The organism is Gordonia sp. G4 (assembly GCF_057770005.1).
The window spans coordinates 598189-615645 of record NZ_CM173442.1 but is presented as its reverse complement, the minus strand read 5'-3'; the positions used below and the strand labels follow the sequence as shown (position 1 = coordinate 615645).

At 67.7% G+C, this 17457-nt stretch carries 19 protein-coding genes; 8 read left to right on the top strand and 11 right to left on the bottom strand.

What is annotated here, in order from left to right:
* The first annotated feature begins 1 nt into the window (after position 1).
* From AC3B5T_RS02540 to AC3B5T_RS02520, 5 genes are all read left to right on the top strand, one after another.
* Positions 2 to 679 carry a YoaK family protein gene (locus AC3B5T_RS02540; RefSeq protein WP_101819762.1) on the top strand — a complete coding sequence of 226 codons (678 nt, stop codon included), beginning with the start codon at positions 2 to 4 and terminating at the stop codon, positions 677 to 679.
* The gene (locus AC3B5T_RS02535) at positions 676 to 1677 is read left to right on the top strand and encodes a D-2-hydroxyacid dehydrogenase (RefSeq protein ID WP_165629632.1); all 1002 of its coding nucleotides are present in this window, start codon (positions 676 to 678) and stop codon (positions 1675 to 1677) included. Before AC3B5T_RS02540 ends, AC3B5T_RS02535 begins: the two co-directional genes overlap by 4 nt.
* Before the next feature lie 37 nt (positions 1678 to 1714).
* A complete protein-coding gene (locus AC3B5T_RS02530) occupies positions 1715 to 2644 on the top strand; it encodes a hypothetical protein (protein ID WP_488358224.1) in 930 nt (309 codons plus the stop codon).
* A 63-nt stretch (positions 2645 to 2707) separates the two neighbouring features.
* Positions 2708 to 3286: an orotate phosphoribosyltransferase gene (pyrE, locus tag AC3B5T_RS02525; protein WP_055474429.1), complete on the top strand. Its 579-nt coding sequence runs from the start codon at positions 2708 to 2710 to the stop codon at positions 3284 to 3286.
* On the top strand, positions 3279 to 4004 hold the full coding sequence (locus tag AC3B5T_RS02520; protein WP_058249856.1) for a TrmH family RNA methyltransferase: 726 nt from the start codon (positions 3279 to 3281) through the stop codon (positions 4002 to 4004). Before pyrE ends, AC3B5T_RS02520 begins: the two co-directional genes overlap by 8 nt.
* A gap of 93 nt (positions 4005 to 4097) precedes the next feature.
* On the opposite strand, the gene AC3B5T_RS02515 is transcribed toward AC3B5T_RS02520, so the two are convergent.
* The 8 genes from AC3B5T_RS02515 to AC3B5T_RS02480 form a co-directional block, all read right to left on the bottom strand.
* Entirely contained in the window at positions 4098 to 4721 is a 624-nt protein-coding gene (locus AC3B5T_RS02515) for a GntR family transcriptional regulator (protein ID WP_488358222.1), read from the bottom strand.
* Positions 4722 to 4854: 133 nt separating this feature from the next.
* Positions 4855 to 5703 carry a carbohydrate ABC transporter permease gene (locus AC3B5T_RS02510; protein ID WP_058249858.1) on the bottom strand — a complete coding sequence of 283 codons (849 nt, stop codon included), beginning with the start codon at positions 5701 to 5703 and terminating at the stop codon, positions 4855 to 4857.
* Complete coding sequence (locus tag AC3B5T_RS02505; protein WP_058249859.1) at positions 5693 to 6679, bottom strand: carbohydrate ABC transporter permease; 987 nt, start codon at positions 6677 to 6679, stop codon at positions 5693 to 5695. The genes AC3B5T_RS02510 and AC3B5T_RS02505 overlap by 11 nt, the downstream gene beginning before the upstream one ends.
* A complete protein-coding gene (locus tag AC3B5T_RS02500; protein ID WP_488358221.1) occupies positions 6676 to 8052 on the bottom strand; it encodes an ABC transporter substrate-binding protein in 1377 nt (458 codons plus the stop codon). Before AC3B5T_RS02500 ends, AC3B5T_RS02505 begins: the two co-directional genes overlap by 4 nt.
* An 11-nt stretch (positions 8053 to 8063) precedes the next feature.
* Positions 8064 to 9182, bottom strand: a complete 1119-nt coding sequence (locus tag AC3B5T_RS02495) for an ABC transporter ATP-binding protein (protein ID WP_435084748.1) — start codon at positions 9180 to 9182, stop codon at positions 8064 to 8066.
* Positions 9182 to 10024 carry a metallophosphoesterase family protein gene (locus AC3B5T_RS02490; RefSeq protein WP_488358219.1) on the bottom strand — a complete coding sequence of 281 codons (843 nt, stop codon included), beginning with the start codon at positions 10022 to 10024 and terminating at the stop codon, positions 9182 to 9184. The genes AC3B5T_RS02495 and AC3B5T_RS02490 overlap by 1 nt, the downstream gene beginning before the upstream one ends.
* Before the next feature lie 23 nt (positions 10025 to 10047).
* Positions 10048 to 10770: a tyrosine-protein phosphatase gene (locus AC3B5T_RS02485; RefSeq protein WP_058249863.1), complete on the bottom strand. Its 723-nt coding sequence runs from the start codon at positions 10768 to 10770 to the stop codon at positions 10048 to 10050.
* Between the two features lie 173 nt (positions 10771 to 10943).
* Positions 10944 to 11660: a VTT domain-containing protein gene (locus tag AC3B5T_RS02480; protein ID WP_058249864.1), complete on the bottom strand. Its 717-nt coding sequence runs from the start codon at positions 11658 to 11660 to the stop codon at positions 10944 to 10946.
* A gap of 227 nt (positions 11661 to 11887) precedes the next feature.
* On the opposite strand from AC3B5T_RS02480, the gene fbaA reads away from it, so the two are divergent.
* Positions 11888 to 12925: a class II fructose-bisphosphate aldolase gene (gene fbaA, locus AC3B5T_RS02475; protein ID WP_010840759.1), complete on the top strand. Its 1038-nt coding sequence runs from the start codon at positions 11888 to 11890 to the stop codon at positions 12923 to 12925.
* Between the two features lie 61 nt (positions 12926 to 12986).
* On the opposite strand, the gene AC3B5T_RS02470 is transcribed toward fbaA, so the two are convergent.
* The 3 genes from AC3B5T_RS02470 to AC3B5T_RS02460 form a co-directional block, all read right to left on the bottom strand.
* A complete protein-coding gene (locus AC3B5T_RS02470; RefSeq protein WP_488358218.1) occupies positions 12987 to 13277 on the bottom strand; it encodes a hypothetical protein in 291 nt (96 codons plus the stop codon).
* Positions 13278 to 13425: 148 nt separating this feature from the next.
* Positions 13426 to 13722, bottom strand: coding sequence for a hypothetical protein (locus AC3B5T_RS02465; protein WP_488358217.1), 297 nt, complete (start codon positions 13720 to 13722; stop codon positions 13426 to 13428).
* On the bottom strand, positions 13719 to 15479 hold the full coding sequence (locus AC3B5T_RS02460) for an Rv0361 family membrane protein (RefSeq protein WP_488358216.1): 1761 nt from the start codon (positions 15477 to 15479) through the stop codon (positions 13719 to 13721). Before AC3B5T_RS02460 ends, AC3B5T_RS02465 begins: the two co-directional genes overlap by 4 nt.
* A gap of 353 nt (positions 15480 to 15832) precedes the next feature.
* Here AC3B5T_RS02460 and AC3B5T_RS02455 point away from each other — a divergent pair, with 353 nt between their 5' ends.
* The gene (locus AC3B5T_RS02455) at positions 15833 to 16285 is read left to right on the top strand and encodes a DUF3151 domain-containing protein (protein ID WP_010840755.1); all 453 of its coding nucleotides are present in this window, start codon (positions 15833 to 15835) and stop codon (positions 16283 to 16285) included.
* A 33-nt stretch (positions 16286 to 16318) separates the two neighbouring features.
* On the top strand, positions 16319 to 17443 hold the full coding sequence (locus AC3B5T_RS02450) for an FUSC family protein (protein WP_035716911.1): 1125 nt from the start codon (positions 16319 to 16321) through the stop codon (positions 17441 to 17443).
* Positions 17444 to 17457 lie beyond the last annotated feature (14 nt).

Here is a 17457-nt window from a genome sequence, read left to right as displayed (position 1 = left end):
GATGACCACGTCGACCTCGCTGCGCTTCGCCCTGCTGATCACCGCGGCCTGTGGCTTCCTCGACAGCTACACGTATCTGTCCCGGGGCGGGGTGTTCGCCAACGCCCAGACCGGGAACGTCATCCTGCTCGCGTTGAATCTGTCGGAGCAGCACTGGTATCAGGCCTCGGGTCATCTCTGGCCGATCCTCGCGTTCCTCGTCGGCGTCGTGCTGGCGGTGCACGTGAAGGCCGGCCGCTTCGACCATCTCCTCGTGTACCCGATCCGCGTGACGATGGCGCTCCAGGTGAGCATCCTCGTCGTGATCGGCTTCGTCCCCACCTCCGTCCCGCACTCGTTCGTCACCATCCCCATCTCGTTCATCACCGCCATGCAGATCGAGTTGTTCCGCAACATCGGCGATCTCAACTACATCGCGGTGGCCACGACCGGGAATCTGATGCGCCTCGTGGAGGCCGGGTACGGCGTCACCGTCGACCGGGCACCGGACGCGCGCAAGGCCCTCACGGTCTACGGCCGCGTGGTCGGGGTGTTCGCCGGCGGCGCACTCGTCGGGGCGGTCTGCACCCAGGTGATGGGTGGCCGCGCCGCCTGGGTGCCGGCGGGTTTCCTCGCGGTGACGCTGCTGCTCTTCGTCATCGACGAACGCACCGACCCGTCACCTACGGTGGGGTCATGACCCCACACGCGCCCGTGGTCGCCCTGCTGATCTCGCCCGACGATCCCCCGCCGGGGAACCTCGCCGAGCTCGAGGAGCTCGCGACGGTACGGCTCTGCACGGCCGACGATCTCGGCGCGGCCCTGCCGGGTGCGGACGTTCTCGTGTTGTGGGACTTCTTCTCCCGTGGCCTCGCCGACCACTGGGGCGAGGCCACGGCATCGTTGCGCTGGGTTCATGTGTGTGCGGCGGGCGTCGACTCGTTGCTCTTCGACGGGCTACGGGCCTCCGACGTCGTGGTGACCAACGCCCACGGCGTCTTCGACCGGCCGATCGCGGAGTTCGTCCTCGCCGCAGTCCTCGCGCGGCACAAGGGTTTACACGAATCGATGGCGCTGCAGCGCGATCATGAATGGCGACACCGCGAGACCGTGGCGACCCACCGCACCTCCGCCCTGGTCATCGGGACCGGCGGGATCGGCCGCGCGATCGCGAAACTGCTTCGCGCCGTGGGTGTCCGGGTGGTCGGGGCGGGTCGGACCGCTCGCGACTCGGATCCGGACTTCGGGCATGTCGTGGCCACCGACGATCTCGCCGCACAGGTCGGCGGATTCGACACGGTCGTCGCGATCGCGCCGCTGACCGAGCAGACCGCCGGGATGATCGACGCGACGGTGCTGGCGGCGATGAAACCCGGCGCCCACCTCGTCAACGTCGGCCGCGGCGAACTCGTCGACGAGGCGGCCCTCGTCGAGTCGCTCCGCTCGGGCCACCTCGGTGCGGCCACCCTCGACGTCTTCGTGACCGAGCCGCTGCCCGCCGACAGCGCGCTCTGGGATCTGCCCGGGGTCGCGATCTCGGCGCACATGAGCGGAGATGCCGTCGGATGGCGCGAGGCGCTGGCCGAGCAGGTCCTCGACAACCTGCGGCGCTACGTCGCGGCGGGTACCGCGGACCCGGCCGAGATGCTGGTCAACGTCGTCGACAAGGAACGCGGGTACATCCGGGTAGGCGGATGACCTCACCGCGGGCCCGCCGATAGTAGGCTGTAGCGCGATGACCACCGTCTATTTCCTGATCGCCGCCGTGGCCCTACTGGGTGCGGGTGTCCTGTTGTGGCTCGACCGCCAGCGGTCGAGCGTCGCACGGCACCAGCGTGCGGTCTGGGGCGATGAGCACGAGTTCAAGTTCCGCGAGTCGGACACCAAGCTGCGCAAGGTCTTTCGGCGCGCCACGATGAACGTCGGCGACCACATCCCGGTCCAGGACGTCGCCTACGGCCACTACGCCGGGGTGGAGGCCGTGGTCTTCGACCTGTCCGAGACCGCGACCGTGATCGCCGTCCGACGCTCCTCGCCCTCGCACGTCGTCGTCGACCTCCGGCACGAGGACGTCCTCGCGCCCGCGGAGGAAGACGTGGAACTGCTGGGCGCGATGGGCCCGCGCGTCATGTTCTCGAACAACCTCGACGTCGCCCGCCGGGTCTGCGACCGCCGCATGGTGGCCCTCGCCAACAAGGCGCCCGCGTTCGTCGAGGTCCTGTGGAACGAGGGCAACTGGGCGCTCGGCTCGATGCCGGTGACCAACGACCCGGCCAAGCTGAACACCGGCCTGGAGGTCGTCCGCCGGTTCGCCGACCTTCTCCGGGTGCTGCCGCCGACGCGGGAACCCGAGGACTCGCCGGATCCGCGCGACCCGCACGGACCCACCCGGGCCGAGCTCGCCGACGAGAAGACCGAGTCACTGCGGGACAAGCGCAGGCGACAGGCCGCGGGCGCGCCGTCCGGCGGTGGGGCGCCGGCCGGGGACTCCGAGAACCAGGCCGCGACGCGGAAGCCTCCCACTCCGTCCCCGGCGTCGCCGACGACCGGAGGCCGGCGGATGACCCCGATGCCCGTGCGTGGGTCCGGGACCCGCGGGCACGCCGGAACAGCTGACGAGACACCTCGCCGGGACACCGGCGAACGGCCCCGCCACCGCAACTGATCGCGCCACCACCCCACGCAGCCGGAGATCGAATCCCGGCACGTCGATCGAGAGGGAAGTCGCATGTCCTCGTCCGCCCCGGTTCCTGCCGAGACCCCGCGGGTCGACCCGACCGCGAAGGCACGGCTGGCCGAGCTCGTCCGCGAGCTCGCCGTCGTGCACGGCAGGGTGACGCTGTCGTCCGGTAAAGAGGCCGACTACTACGTCGACCTGCGTCGGGCGACCCTGCATCACGAGGCCTCGCGGCTCATCGGGCGGCTGATGCGCGAACTGACCGCGGACTGGGACTACGTCGCCGTCGGCGGCCTGACATTGGGTGCGGACCCCGTGGCGACGTCGATCATGCACGCCGACGGGAAGCCGGTCGATGCCTTCGTCGTCCGGAAGGCCGCCAAGGCGCACGGCATGCAACGCCAGATCGAGGGGCCCGACATCGAAGGTCGAGACGTGCTCGTCGTCGAGGACACCAGCACGACCGGCGCCTCGCCGTCCACGGCTGTCGAGGCCGTGCGCGGCATCGGGGGCAACGTCGTCGGCGTGGCCACCGTCGTCGACCGCGCGACCGGCGCCGACGCGGTCATCACCGCGCTCGGCGTGCCGTACCGCTCCCTCCTGGATCTCGGCGATCTCGGGCTTGCCTGACGCCGGGTCGGGGGACCCCGACGATCTCCCCGCCCCGGAACCCGCCGAGGACCCCGATGCCGTACCCGGTCCCACCGAGTGGCAGACCGGGCCGACCGTCGGCGTGGGGCCGTGGGCCGACGAACACGCCGGCCGTCCCGTTCCCGACGATCCGCGCCTCGACGGCGAGCTTCTCGCGCACGGTGACACGCGCAACGTCGTCGACGCCTATCGGTACTGGTCGAGGGAGGCGATCGTCGCCGACATCGATGCACGCCGGCACCCGCTGCACGTCGCCATCGAAAATTTCGCACACGACGCGAACATCGGCACGGTGGTCCGCACCGCCAACGCCTTCGCGGTGGCCGCCGTCCACATCGTCGGACGACGCCGCTGGAACCGTCGCGGAGCGATGGTGACCGACCGCTATCAGCACCTGATGCACCACGAGACGGTGTCCGATCTCATCTCCTGGGCTCGCGACGAGGGGCTGACCGTGGTGGCGGTGGACAACACGCCCGGTGCTCGTCCGCTCGAAACAGCCGATCTACCGCGCGACTGCGTGCTGCTGTTCGGTCAGGAGGGCCCCGGGGTCAGCGACGATGCGCAACGCGAGGCCGATCTCACGGTGTCGATCGCCCAGTTCGGTTCGACGCGCAGCATCAACGCGGGCGTGGCCGCCGGAATCGCCATGCACGCATGGGTCCGGCAGCACGCCGACCTCGACGCCGCGTGGTGAGGGCGCCCGTGCGGTGACCTCGCGCAGCCGGTGGAGACGCCGGTCATGTGGATTACGAGCGCTCGGTGTGGGGGTCGGATATTGCCGCACGAACTATTCGTTGGCGTATTGCATTGTGAACCGGATTCGGTCACCACGCAGCCGGCGCCGCAGATACATCGTGGGCAACCCATCGTCGTCGACGTTGACGCCGTCACGCAGCATCACCGGGCTGCCCGCGGGTACGTCGAGCAGCCGCGCGTCGGCGGTGCTTGCCAGAGCCGCGGTGAGTCCGCGCCAGGAGTGCCGAAGCCGAATGTTGTAGTGGTCCTGCAGAATCTGGAACAACGCCACCCGGTCGGCGACAAAACCGGTGAAGCCTGGGAAGCGGCGTCCCTCGAGCCAGTAACTGCACACCATCAACGGCCGTTCGCCGGTTCGGACCAGGGTGTCGATGCGGATCAAGGGCCCTCGCGTACCGAGTGGTCCGGCGGCGTCGAGAGAATTGTCCCGATCGGTGATGTCGACGAGCGTCTCGGTCTGGTCCTCCTGCACGTATTCGGCAATCGATGCGGTACTGCCGGCGTCGGCATCGGTGGACGGCATCGCGGGCAGGCCGAGTTCGATGACCACCGGCGGTTCGGCCACGTAGGTTCCCGCCCCCTGGCGGACGACGACCACTCCGGCGCGGGCGAGTTCGCTGATGGCCTGCCTGATGGTCAGGCGGTTGACGCCCATTCCGCGGCGAGTTCGGGTTCAGTGGGTAGCTGCTGCCCCGGATGCAATTCTTGGTCTTGGATCTGGCGCAATAGTTCGGTTTCTACCTGACGGTAGAGCGGGATCCGGCCCTTTCCGCCGATACGGGTATTGGTCATTTCAACCCGGAGCGGACGAAGGCGTTGACGACCTGGCGTTGTAGCAGGATGTACACGGCGAGGATGGGCAGACACAGGGCCCCGGCAGCGGCCATCATCGCACCATAGTCGGTTCCGGCTTCGGTGATCAGGCTGCGCAACCCGATCTGGACAACCGAGGCCGGATCGGACAGGACCAGCAGCGGCCAGAAGTACTCGTTCCACGCGGTGACGAACAGCAGGATGGCAAGCGCGGCGAGCGGTCCACGCAGCGAGGGTACGACAACCGTCCACAAGGTGTTCCAGTGCGACCGGCCGTCCATGCGTGCTGCGTCGAGGAGTTCGCGCGGGAACGAGCGCATGTGTTGGCGCAGCAGCAGCACCGCAAACGGTGCGGTGAGTTGCGGGACGATCACCCCGGTGAGGGTGTTGAGCCAGCCCAGGTCGGACAACAGGACATAGTTGGGCAGCATGGTGACTTGGAAAGGGACCAGCCACGTGGCGACGAAGATCAGGAACAGTACGCGTTCCCCGCGAAAATGCCAGCGGCCGAACGCGTACGAAGCCAACAACGCGGTGAACAACTGGAAGGCCGCGACCCCAACGGCCATGAGCGCGGTATTGCCGATCAGGCCACCCAGCGGCAGCAGGTCGGCGGCGGCCCGCAGATTGTCCAGGCTGACCCCGCTGGGCAGCACAGATTGGCTCAGCACATCGTCGCGAGGGCGCAGCGCGGTGACGTACATCCAGATGATCGGCACCAGGCTGAACACGGCGATTAATGCCAGGACCAGGTGGCCGCCAAGCACGTCGAATCGGCGGGTGCGCACAACAGCGGTCGGTTGAGTGGGCGTTTCAGTCGTCATGGAAGCTCCAGCGGTCCATCAGCCACACCGCGCCCCAGGCGATGAACCCGAAGCCGAGGAAGAACAGCACGCTGGCGGCGGAGGCGAGGCCGACGTCGAACGAACCGAATGCGATGTCGTAGAGGAGGTAGTAGAGGTTGGTGGTGGAGTCGCCGGGGCCACCCTGGGTGAGGGTTTGGATCATCGGGAACATCAGCTGGGCGGCGGACAGGATGGTCAGCGTCGCCATGAACAGCAGCGTCGGTGAGAGAAGCGGAAGTGTGATGCGCCGGGTGATCTGGCGTTCCGTTGCGCCGTCGGTGCGGGCGGCGGCGGCGTAGTCGTCGGAGATTCCGGACAGCCCGGCAGAGACGACGAGAACGGCGAAGCCGAGCAGTTGCCAGCCTACGATCACCACGATCGACCACATGGCCCATTGCGGGTCTCGCAGGAACGAAATCGGTGCCACTCCGAACAGCCCGAGTGCCTGGTTGAGCAGACCGCCGTTGGGGTCGAGGAGCCAGCGCCACACGATGGCTGTGACGATGGGTGCGATGAGATAGGGCGCGAAGATCGCGGTCCGGTAGAAGGCGCGGGCTCGGCCGTGTACCCGCTGTGACAGGAGAACCACTATCACTGGGATCACAATGGTGAAGGGCAGCAGAGCAAGTAGGTACAGCAGCGTGTTCACCGTGGCCTTGCCCAACTGGGGTAGGTCGAACGCCTCGACGTAGTTCGACCATCCCGCTGGGCGGGCTGGTGAGGTGGGCACCAGGTTCCAGTCGTAGAACGACAGTTGGATGGTCTGGATCAGCGGCGAGTACACCCATACCACCAGCCCGGCCAGGGCGGGTACCAAGTAGAGATAGGGCGTTGCGCCACTGGCGAGGCGGCGCAGGAGCGGACGGCGGACCACCGGAGGCGGTGTGCTCGGTGCCGGCGGCGGGTCCGGTTCCACGAAGCGTCCGGGGGCGGGCTCGTCGAGGACGGCGGTCATTTCGGCATCAGGGCTTGGGCGCTGGTTTGCGCAGCGGACAACGTCTGGTGTGGGTCAGCGCCGCGGAAGACGATCTCCTCGGTGCCTTTGGCCAGCAGGGTGCGGATCTGCTGGTAGTTGGGTCCGGGGTAGGAGACCCACGGTTCGAGGCGGTCGAGTTGGGCGACATTGGGGCGAACGAAGTCTGGGTGTTCGTCGGCGAACGCTTTGAGGTAGGCGGGGTCGTCGATTAACGACGCCCGTAGGGGGACGTAGCCGATGTTCGAGGTGATGGTGGTCTCACTTTCGGCGCTGGTCAGGAACTCGATCAGTTGCCAGGCGGCGCGCTGCTTCGCCGGATCGTCGGTCAGGATGAACAACGCCGAGCCGGAGTTGGTGGGGACGGCAGGGGTGGCGCCGAAGCCGGGCATGGGTGCGGCGGCGGCTTGCCATTTGCCTGCGGAGGATTCGAGGATCGCGTTCTGCAGGGCGGCCGAGGTCAGCAGCATGCCGAGATCACCGCGTAGGAACGCGTCCTGGGCGTCGGTGCCGCTGATATTGGGCATCGCATTCGGACCTGCCTGGGCGATCTGTTGCATGCCCTCGAATGCCCGGACGGACTCGGGTTCGGCCCAGGAAAGGGTCTTTCCGTCCTCGGACAGCAGCCGGCCACCGGCCGAGCGGACAATCCCGGTGAGACACCAGTCACCACCTGATGCGGCATCGAGGCAACCGAGGTAGGCGCCACCGCTGGTGCCGGGGACCTTGGCGATGGCCGCGGCTGCTGTGGCGACCTCGGCCCAGGTTCTCGGCGGATCGGTGGGATCGAGCCCGGCCTTGCGGAACAGGTCGGCGTTGATGAACAGCATCGGAGTAGAGAAAACGTAAGGGATGCCGTAGGTGGTGCCGTCGACGTCACCGAGCACAGCGGCCCGGGGCGCGTACGGGTGCGGACCGTCGGTAAGCAGACGGTCGACCTCGTCCTGGCCGACGAGATCACTGAGTGGCTTGGCGCCCAGATCGCTGGCGGTGTAGCGCAGGTCGGCGAAGGTGAGCTGGGCGACGTCGGGAGGGTTGCCGGCGATGACCTGCCGCTGCACGCTCTGCGCGATCTCATTCGCCGAGCCCTGCGGCGGTACGGCTTCCACATCGATATTCGGGTGCAGGCGCTCGAACTCCGCGACGAGGCCCCGCGTGGTGTCACCGAAGATCCCGGCACTGGCGAGGTTGTAACTCTCCCAGCGGATCGACACCTGCTGGTCAGGGGCGAGCTCAGGGATGATCGCGGTGGCCGATCCGCTCCCCGTGTCGGAGGTGGTCGGAACAGTCGCGCAGCCGGCAATAGCCGCGGCGAGCGCGACCGCCAGAACAGGCACGGCGCGTAACAACTTCATGGGGATCTCTTTCAGGAAACGAGGACAGGGGCCCGGTCGGGCTCCCAGGTGAGGCGACGACCGCTCTGCCGCGCGAAGAGGTGAACGTGTTCGGGGAGTACTGCCAGGGTGGTGACGTCGCCCGGCGCGAGTTGGATCGGCCGGGCGCCGCGGACACTGACCCGCTGGTCCCCGATCTTCACCTCGGCGATCTCTTCGTTGCCCAGGTTCTCGACGATATCGACCCGGCCCCGTAGGGCTGGCCCGTCGTGGCCGGCGGGCACCGGGACGAGATGCTCGGGACGCACACCCAGGAGCACCTCCCGCACACCGAGGTCTGCGCTGGCGCGGTAGGGCAGCTCGATATCGATACCGGGAGAACGCACTACCAGCCGGTCGCCGTCCCCTGCGCACAGTTCGGCGGGCAACAGGTTCATGGGCGGCGCGCCCATGAACCCGGCGACGAACGCCGTCGCGGGTTCGTCGTAGATCTGCACCGGGGTACCGAACTGTTCGATCCGACCCTCGTTCAATACCGCAACCTTGGTGGCCATGGTCATGGCGTCGACTTGGTCGTGGGTGACATAGACAAAGGTGGTGTCCAGACGGCGATGCAGCGAGATGAGCCGGGTCCGGGTGCTTGACCGTAGTTTCGCGTCGAGGTTGGATAGCGGCTCGTCCATGAGGAAGGCCATCGGCTCGCGCACCATCGCGCGACCCAGCGCCACTCGCTGTCGCTGCCCGCCGGACAACTCTTTTGGGCGCCGTCGCAACAGATGGCCGAGGTCGAGCAGTTCCGCGACCTCCTTGACGCGTCGACGGATCTCCGGTTTACCGGTTTTGCGCACACTGAGGCCGAAACCGAGATTCTGTTCGACGGTGAGATGCGGGTAGAGGGCGTAATTTTGGAAGACCATCGCCAGGTCACGTTCCCGCGGCGGCAGGGTGGTGACGTCTTTCCCGTCAACGAGGATGCGTCCCGCGCTGGGTGGGAGGAGCCCGGCGATCATGCGCAGCAAGGTCGTCTTACCGCAGCCGCTGGGTCCGAGAAGCACGAGGAAGTCGTTGCGTCCGGTGGTCAGCGAGACGTCGGCGACCGCGGTGGTGTCGCCGAAGTTGCGGACGATTCCGTCGAGTTCGATGGAGGCCATCAGACCGCGGCGGCCGTCATGGCCTCGATCGCCTGGGCGATCTCGGGCACATCATCGGTGGTGAGCTGCGGCATCCCCGGGACGAGGCGGAACTCGGCGGTGACGTCGCCGCCGGCCACACTGTATTCGACGTAGCCCAGCTGTTCATGCGCTTCCGGGAGGTCGAACTCACTGGGAGCGAGGAAGGCGGTGGCTGGCGCCCACACCTCGATTGCGTTGTTCCGCTGCACGTTCCGGTAGCGGTGGAGATGGCCACATCCGACCGCGCGCAGATCGATTCGCTCCAGCAGGCTGAGCAACCGGTCGCGGGCGACGGGTCCCACATCGACCTGATGGTCGGCAGGCTCGTCGGTGGCCGCCCATAGCGGCTTGTGCAAGAACAGCAGCACCGGGCGGTCCGCCGGCAGGTCCTCCAAGGTGTTCTCGAGCCAGCGCCACTGATCGGCCTCGCGCTGCAAGCCGGACCCCAGCAACTCGCTGTTGATCCCGAGCAGAATCGCCGCGTCTGTATCGTGACGCCAGTGCCCGGGACCGAACGCGGCCTCGTGCGCGGCCACACGCTCATCGGTCACACTGAGACCGGCCCAGGCGTTCAGACCAGGCATGCCGACATCGTGGTTGCCCGGAATCACCAGCAGCGGGGCGCTGATCAGGTCGAGCAGCGCACGGGAGTGGGCACGATCGGCGGCGTCGTCGGGATGCAAGACCTGGATATCGCCGGAGTGCACGACCAGATCGGGCCGGACCTCATCGTTGAGATGCTGGGCCAGCAACCGGAAAGCGGCAGTGGTGGGACCGCCGGCCGCGGTCAGATGGGTATCGGAAATCTGCACGATCTTCATGGGAATCTCTCAAGTTAGTGGGGTCAGCGGGTGAGGGTGGTTCGGAGCTGGTCGATCGCCTCGTCCGGCACTCCGTGGCCGGTCAGATAGGCACGGGCGCCGCCGTACTCGGCAGCCAATACGCGCAGCATCGCCTTCATGGATTCCGGACGGGCGCCGCGGAGTACCTCGTCGGTGGGGTCGGCGGCGCCCGATTCCGCCGATACTGCGGCGAAGAATTCAGCGGTGAGATAGTCGGCGGTGAGCGCATAGTCGGCGGCGACGATGTCGCCGGGCATTCCGATGGCGGAGAGTACGAGGGCGATCACCACCCCGGTGCGGTCCTTACCCGCGGCGCAATGCACCAGAGCCGGCAGCGCACCCGGCCGAGCCAGATCGGCGATGATGGCCGCCAGTTCGGCGCCGCGCTCACGAATGAGCGCGATGTAGAGGTCACCGAGCGGGTCCGGCGAGGGATCGCTGGCGGCGGACAGCAGCGCCCGCGGGTCCAACGGCCGATGGAGAACATTCGGAACGAACGCGTCGAGCCCGGTGGGAAGCGCCGCGATCTCGGCGTCGTCGCGCAGGTCGATCACGGTCTGCAGGTTGAGTTCAGCGATATCGGTACCGTCGGCGAACTGCGCGGCGTCGGAGCGGAAGATCCGGCCCCAACTGGTATGGGCACCGTCCGGCAACTCGTAGCCACCGATATCACGCAAGTTGTAGGTGTTGCCGACAGATAGCCGGCGGAGTGGAAGTGTGGTCACGAGGTCTATTCATCTAGATGAATATGACCAGTTTCGAGCACGCGGGTGAACACCAGGCCACGGCGGGACCAACGATTGAATCCGACTGTCGTCATTGCGGTTTCGCCGTACCGCCGGAATGGTTGTCGTTATTTCGGTGCGGTGTTGCTCTCGCAGACCAGCTGCTCGGCGGCTCAGTTATTCGCGTCGTCGGACGCGGGGAGGGGCTCCTCCTCGACGACCTTCTTGCGCGAGCGCAGGATGCGCTTGACGATCTCGGTGATGATCGGCAGAACCGAGATGAAGACGATGAACAGGAAGATGTAGTCGATGTTGTCGCGGATGAACTCGATCTGGCCCAGGAAGTAGCCGAGCAGCGTGACTCCCGCACCCCAGGCGACCGCGCCGATGATGTTGTACGTGAGGAAGATCGGGTACCGCATCTTCGCGGCACCGGCGACCAGTGGGGCGTAGGTCCGCACGATGGGAACGAAGCGCGCGAGGATGATCGTCACCGGACCGTGCTTCTCGAAGAACTCGTGCGCTTCCTCGATGTAGACCTGCTTCAGGATCTTCGCGTCCGGCCGGAACAGCGAATATCCCGCCTTCTTGCCGATCCAGTACCCGACCTGGTCGCCGAGGAAGGCCGCGATGGGGATCAGGACGAGGAGCACCCACAGCGGGGCGAAGGGCTCGATCTCCGCCGACTTCGCCGCCACGATGAGCCCGGCGGTGAAGAGCAGGGAGTCGCCGGGGAGCAGCGGGAACAGCAGACCCGACTCGATGAACACGACCAACAGCAGACCGGCCAGCATCCACGTGCCGAACGAGTTGAGCAGGTTCACCGGGTCCAGGAATCCCGGCAGGAGCGCCAGGTTGGTGGTCGTGGTGGCAAGCGCGGAGTCGATCACGGGGACCCAGAGTACCTGCGCGTGGGGCGAGGACAGAATCTCACGGGTCCGCCACCGCCGGTTTCCAGCAGGTCCGGGCATGAATGGTGCCCGCGCCGGGTGATGTGGCACCTGCCATACTGAGTGAAGTCCGGCCGCGGGAAGTCCGGCTGCTCGCCACCGAAGCACCAATCGACGGCGAGAGAACCCGAACACCAGAGCACATCAACACCCTGGAGGATCCGTCGATGCCCATTGCAACCCCGGAGCAGTACGCCGAGATGTTCGACAAGGCGAAGAAGGGCGGTTACGCATTCCCCGCGATCAACTGCACCTCGTCGTCGACGATCAACGCCGCCATCAAGGGTTTTGCCGACGCAGGCAGTGACGGGATCATCCAGTTCTCGACCGGTGGCGCCGAGTTCGGGTCCGGACAGGGTGTCAAGGACATGGTGACCGGTGCGGTCGCGCTCGCCGAGTTCGCGCACGTCGTCGCCGAGAAGTACGACGTCCTCATCGGCCTGCACACCGACCACTGCCCCAAGGACAAGCTCGACACCTACGTCCGCCCGCTGCTGCAGGTGTCGCAGGAGCGCGTCGACGCCGGCCGCAACCCGCTCTTCCAGTCGCACATGTGGGACGGCAGCGCCGTGCCGCTCGACGAGAACCTGGAGATCGCCAAGGAGCTGCTGGCGAAGGCCGGCGCAGCCAACATCATCCTGGAGATCGAGATCGGCGTGGTCGGCGGCGAGGAGGACGGCGTCGAGAACGAGATCAACGACAAGCTGTTCACCACCCCCGAAGACTTCGAGAAGACCATCGAGGCCCTCGGTGCCAGCGACTCGGGCAACCGCTACCTGCTCGCCGCGACCTTCGGCAACGTGCACGGCGTCTACAAGCCGGGCAACGTGAAGCTGCGCCCCGATGTCCTCAACACCGGCCAGGAGGTCGCCGCGAAGAAGCTGGGCCTCGGCGACGGAGCCAAGCCCTTCGACTTCGTCTTTCACGGCGGATCGGGCTCGCTCAAGAGCGAGATCGATGAGGCCCTGAGCTACGGCGTCGTGAAGATGAACGTCGACACCGACACGCAGTACGCCTACACCCGCCCGGTCGCCGGCCACATGTTCAGCAACTACGACGGTGTGCTGAAGGTCGACGGCGACGTCGGCAACAAGAAGGTCTACGACCCGCGCAGCTGGTCGAAGAAGGCCGAGACCAACATGAGCGAGCGCGTCGTCGAGGCGTGTAACGACCTCAAGTCCAACGGCAAGTCCCTGACTGCCTGACGGAGAGTCCCACGATCGCTGCCCGCACCCCGAAAGAGGTGCGGGCAGTTGTCTTTTCGGTTTACCAGCCTGTCGGTGAATCCGGCGTCGGATCGCGTTCTGACCACCACGTGCTCAGATGCCATACGGTCGCGCCGACGATCGGAACGATCCAGACGATGCTCAGCCAGGCCACACTGCGTTGCAGGCCGAGACGATGACCGACGACGTCGACCGTTGCAAACATCGACAGCGTGATCCATACGGAGAACAGGACGAGGGATGCGAAAGCTAAATAGACCAGACGGTTGAGATCCGCGCTGCACGCAGCGTCTGGAGCGCATTCTGAAAGTCCGGCCTCGGCAAGCAGCACAGGTGCAATCTACCCATCGCCGGTGGTTGAACACTGTCGCACAGGATGAAATTGCCGCGGTCCCTCGATGCTCGCAGCGTCGCGACATCTGTGTGTTCATCGATGAGGCCAAGCCGGCGAACCACCTACGTGTCCGTGCTGGAGCGCCTCAGGTGAGGGCGAGCCCGACGACGACCGCGGCGGCGAGCGCGACCATCACCAGCGCCGCGATGACGACGGCCGGGTCGACGCGCGACCGGGACCGTTGCGGCGAACCCACGTCGTAGGGACGGATTCGATTGCTTCGGACCCGGTTGTCCGGCACGGGACGGATGTCCGTCGAGAGACCCCGGCGTGGCGTCGTGCCCGCAGGTGGTGCCGGTCGGGACGGGGGCGTGAAGTAGCCCGGCGCAGAACGGTCACCCGGGCCGGCCGGCGGTGGGCCGGACCGATGTCCGCTCGTCACGTGGGGTTGCAGACCTTCCAGTCGTCGCCGTCGCGCTGCAGGTTCAGCGTGACGGTCTCGGGCTGATCGGGTGAATTGGTGTGTACCGCGACCACTTCGACGACGGCCTGGTCGCCGCCTTCGACGACGCGGACCGCGTTGATCGCCTGCGTCTGCACGAGTTCGTTGCGGGCCCGCTGCGCCTCGTAGGTCCGCTGGTACGCGGCGTCGTCGAAATCGCTGTAGAAAGCGTTGAGCTCGCCGCAGGTGACCGACCGCAGGGTCGAGAGGTCACCCTCGTACAGTGCGGTCGTGTAATCCATGGCCACGGTCGCGGCCTCGTCGGCGGGCGCCGGTGCGCGCAGGCTGTTGTAGGCGAAGATGCCGCCGACGACGGCCACGATCACCACCACGACCGCTGCCGCCGCGATCAGCAGACCCTTGCCGCGCTTCTTCTTCGGTGACGTGGGGCCGCTACCCGGGATGACCTGCGGTTCGCGGTCGGTGGTCGTCCATCCCTCGGTCGATGCCGAAACGGCCGGCTCCGGTGTGGTCCGGGCCTCCTCCTCGGCCTGCGCGGACGTCTCGCTCCGCGCAGAGGCGGCGGCAGCGGCTGCCGCGGGGATCACGGTCGTCGCCGCGTCCGATCCGGAGTCCTCGGCGGCAGCCTCGGTGTCGGTGTCGGTGGTGTCCGTCTCGTTCGTGTCGGTGCTCCCACCGGCGGGGACGGTGATCGGCTCGGTCGGCGAGTCGGCCTCCGTCTCCGCCGTCTCGTCCGCCGCTGCGGTGGTCTCTGCCGTTTCGTCCGCCGCCGCTGCCTCGGGTGCCTCGTCCTCGAGAACCGCCGGCTCGGTCGTGTCGGTGGCGTCGGCCGGCTCGTCGTCCACCGGCTCCGCCTCGGCGTCCGGGTCGACGACGGGGTCCTGGTCTGCTTCTGATGCGACACCGGACTCGTCCGGTGCAGTCTCGTCCGGCGCGGATTCGTCCGTCGCCGTGTCGTCGTCCACCGGCTCGGCTTCGGCCTCCGCGTCAGCATCGGTCTCGGCATCGGCCTCGGTCTCGGCGTCGGAGTCACCGGGAGCCGTTCCGACGGCCACTGCGGCCGCACCCGCCGCTGCCACACCGGCGCTGACCGCGGTACCCGTCGACGGGTCCGTGTCGTCGGGAAGCGTCGGTTCGGCGGTCGCCTCGGTATCCGAATCCGACTCGGGCTCAGTGGATTCAGAAGCGGGGGATTCGGACTCGGGGGAGTCGGATGCGGGGGTCTCGGACTCGGGAGCCTCGGCGTCGGGCGGCCCGGACTCGGTGTCCGACGCCGCTGACTCGGAATCGGCGAGCTCGGCTTCGGGGGAAGCTGCGTCGGGCTCCGGGGCGGTCGGGTCGATGTCGTCGAGGTCCTCGAGCTCGGCGGCGTCGGGGAGATCCGACCGTTGGATGACGGTGGTCGCCGAGTCGCTCGGGCCGAGGCGCTTCGGTGCAGGAGTGGCGTCGTCGGGGGCGCTGTCGTCGGCAGCGGTCTCGCCGGTCTCCGCGGACTCGGGTTCCGCACTCAGCGGGTCGATGTCGTCCAGGTCCTCGAGGTCCTCGGCCGACGGCAGGCTGTCGCGATTGATCACCTGGGTGGCGCCGTCGATCCCGCGCCCACCCTTCGGTTTCGGTGCTGCGGGCTTCTTCGCGGCGCCGTCCGCCGTGGACGCGTCTGCCGTGGACTCCGCGGCGGTCGCCTCGGTCGTCGCGGCCTTGTCCTCGGCGGTCTCGTTCTTGGTGGAATCGTCCACAGCTGGCTCGCGGCCCTCTCTGCTGGTGCTGGGTGGAGTGGCGTCGGTGCCGGTCGGAGTGATGCCGGGCACCGGTCGTGCACCCGTCCGGCGAGCGCGACGATCATCCCGAACCTGTTTCAGGGTCGACAATGCCCTGGTGACAGCAGCTCTCGGCCTCTCGGATCGCGCCATCGACTGTTTCACCCCGTATTCGCCATCGCACGACTTCGGTCCGGCCGTCCGATGACGCCGATCACCGGGGGCAGCAGGACCGATTGCGTCATTCACCCTAGCGAACGGCCCGACATTCCAGCACTAGGGCGTTTGATCGAACCGACGGCCCCGGGCGGCACGATGCTTGAATAGAGGACATGACGTCTTTCGGAGATCTTCTCGGCCCGCAACCGGTTCTGCTCACCGGGGACGACGACGCCGAATCAGACCTGCTCAACGGTGCCGCCGCGGCGGAGGTCGCGGCCGCGCATCCGACCGCCTCGATCGCCTGGGCCTACCTTGCCGAGGCGGCTCTCGAGTCGTCGAAGACCGCCGCGGCCGGTGACGACATCGACTCTGCCGCGGTGATCGCGGCGTACGCCTATGCGCGGACCGGTTATCACCGCGGCCTCGATCAACTGCGACGACACGGCTGGAAGGGTTTCGGGCCGGTGCCGTGGAGCCACGAACCCAATCGCGGCTTCCTACGGTGCGTCGGGGCGCTCGCCCGGGCCGCCGAACTGATCGGCGAGGAAGACGAACACCTGCGTTGCCTCGACCTGCTCAACGACAGCGATCCACGCGCGGCCGCCGAACTCGGCCTCGTGTGATCCGACCGGTCACCCGCGGATGACGTCCGCCTGATGGCAGCAAGAGCCGCGAACCCGTCGTATCCGCGCCGGGTGTTCAACGCGATGCCCGCGCCGCTGAAGAACCGGCTGCGCCGGCTACGCGTGTCGTTGGTGCCGATCGTCCAGTGTGCGCTGGCCGCCGGGGTGTCATGGTGGATCGCGGTGGAGGTCTTCGTCCATCCCGATCCGTTCTTCGCGCCCATCGCCGCGGTGATCTCCCTCGGCCTGTCCCTCGGGCAGCGGTGGCGCCGGGCCGCCGAACTCGTCGGCGGCGTCGCGATCGGCATCCTCGTCGGCGACCTGTTCATCAGCCTGGTCGGCGAGGGGGCCTGGCAGATCATGGTCGTCGTCGCCCTGGCGATGACGGTGGCGGTCTTCCTCGACGACGGCCCGCTCGTCCCCATGCAGGCGGCCTCGTCGGCCGCGCTGGTCGCGACGCTCCTCCCGCCCGGCGGCGTGGCGGGTTTCCATCGCGCGCTCGATGCGCTCATCGGCGGGCTGGTCGGCATCCTCGTGGGGGCGCTCCTGCCGGTGAATCCGGCGAGCCGGGCGCGCCGTGACGCGGCCGGCGTCCTCGCGACGGTCCGCGACGCCGCCCGCCAGCTGGCCACCGGACTGCGCGAGCGCGACGAGGAACTCATTGCCGCCGCACTCGAGTCCGGGCGCGGGACGCAGGCCGCGATCAACAAGATGCGGTCGGACATGACCGGCGGGCGCGAGGTCACGCGCATCTCACCGCTCTACTGGGGCTCCCGGATGCGGCTGGACCGGATCTCGGCGACCGCCGACCCCATCGACAACGCGGTCCGCAACTTCCGCATCATCGCGCGGCGTTCGCTCGGCATGACCCAGCGGGGTGTGCCGGTGCTCCCCGAGCTGATCGAGATCATCGACGATCTCGCCGGGGCCTTCGAGGTGCTGCGCGCGATGATGATGGCCGATCCCGGTGAGGAACCCGATCAGGCCGACGCGGCCCGGGTGATCCGCAGCATCGTGCGCAAGGCCCGCGTCGACCTGGTCACCAACAGCGAGTTGTCGGAGGCCGCGTTGCTCGCCGAGATCCGCTCGCTGCTCGTGGACCTGCTGATGACGGCGGGTCTGCGCAGGTCCTCCGCACTGGCGACCCTCCGGAGCTGACCGACCTGTTGCCA

Coding starts and splice junctions, on each gene's coding strand:
- AC3B5T_RS02515 (WP_488358222.1), bottom strand. CDS start 4,721: ATGGGCGTCAACCGCCTGACCATCAGGCAGGCCATCAGCGAACTCGCC.
- AC3B5T_RS02505 (WP_058249859.1), bottom strand. CDS start 6,679: ATGACCGCCGTCCTCGACGAGCCCGCCCCCGGACGCTTCGTGGAACCG.
- AC3B5T_RS02500 (WP_488358221.1), bottom strand. CDS start 8,052: ATGAAGTTGTTACGCGCCGTGCCTGTTCTGGCGGTCGCGCTCGCCGCG.
- AC3B5T_RS02490 (WP_488358219.1), bottom strand. CDS start 10,024: ATGAAGATCGTGCAGATTTCCGATACCCATCTGACCGCGGCCGGCGGT.
- AC3B5T_RS02450 (WP_035716911.1), top strand. CDS start 16,319: ATGGCAGCAAGAGCCGCGAACCCGTCGTATCCGCGCCGGGTGTTCAAC.
- fbaA (WP_010840759.1), top strand. CDS start 11,888: ATGCCCATTGCAACCCCGGAGCAGTACGCCGAGATGTTCGACAAGGCG.
- AC3B5T_RS02510 (WP_058249858.1), bottom strand. CDS start 5,703: ATGACGACTGAAACGCCCACTCAACCGACCGCTGTTGTGCGCACCCGC.
- AC3B5T_RS02530 (WP_488358224.1), top strand. CDS start 1,715: ATGACCACCGTCTATTTCCTGATCGCCGCCGTGGCCCTACTGGGTGCG.
- AC3B5T_RS02495 (WP_435084748.1), bottom strand. CDS start 9,182: ATGGCCTCCATCGAACTCGACGGAATCGTCCGCAACTTCGGCGACACC.
- AC3B5T_RS02535 (WP_165629632.1), top strand. CDS start 676: ATGACCCCACACGCGCCCGTGGTCGCCCTGCTGATCTCGCCCGACGAT.
- pyrE (WP_055474429.1), top strand. CDS start 2,708: ATGTCCTCGTCCGCCCCGGTTCCTGCCGAGACCCCGCGGGTCGACCCG.
- AC3B5T_RS02455 (WP_010840755.1), top strand. CDS start 15,833: ATGACGTCTTTCGGAGATCTTCTCGGCCCGCAACCGGTTCTGCTCACC.
- AC3B5T_RS02540 (WP_101819762.1), top strand. CDS start 2: ATGACCACGTCGACCTCGCTGCGCTTCGCCCTGCTGATCACCGCGGCC.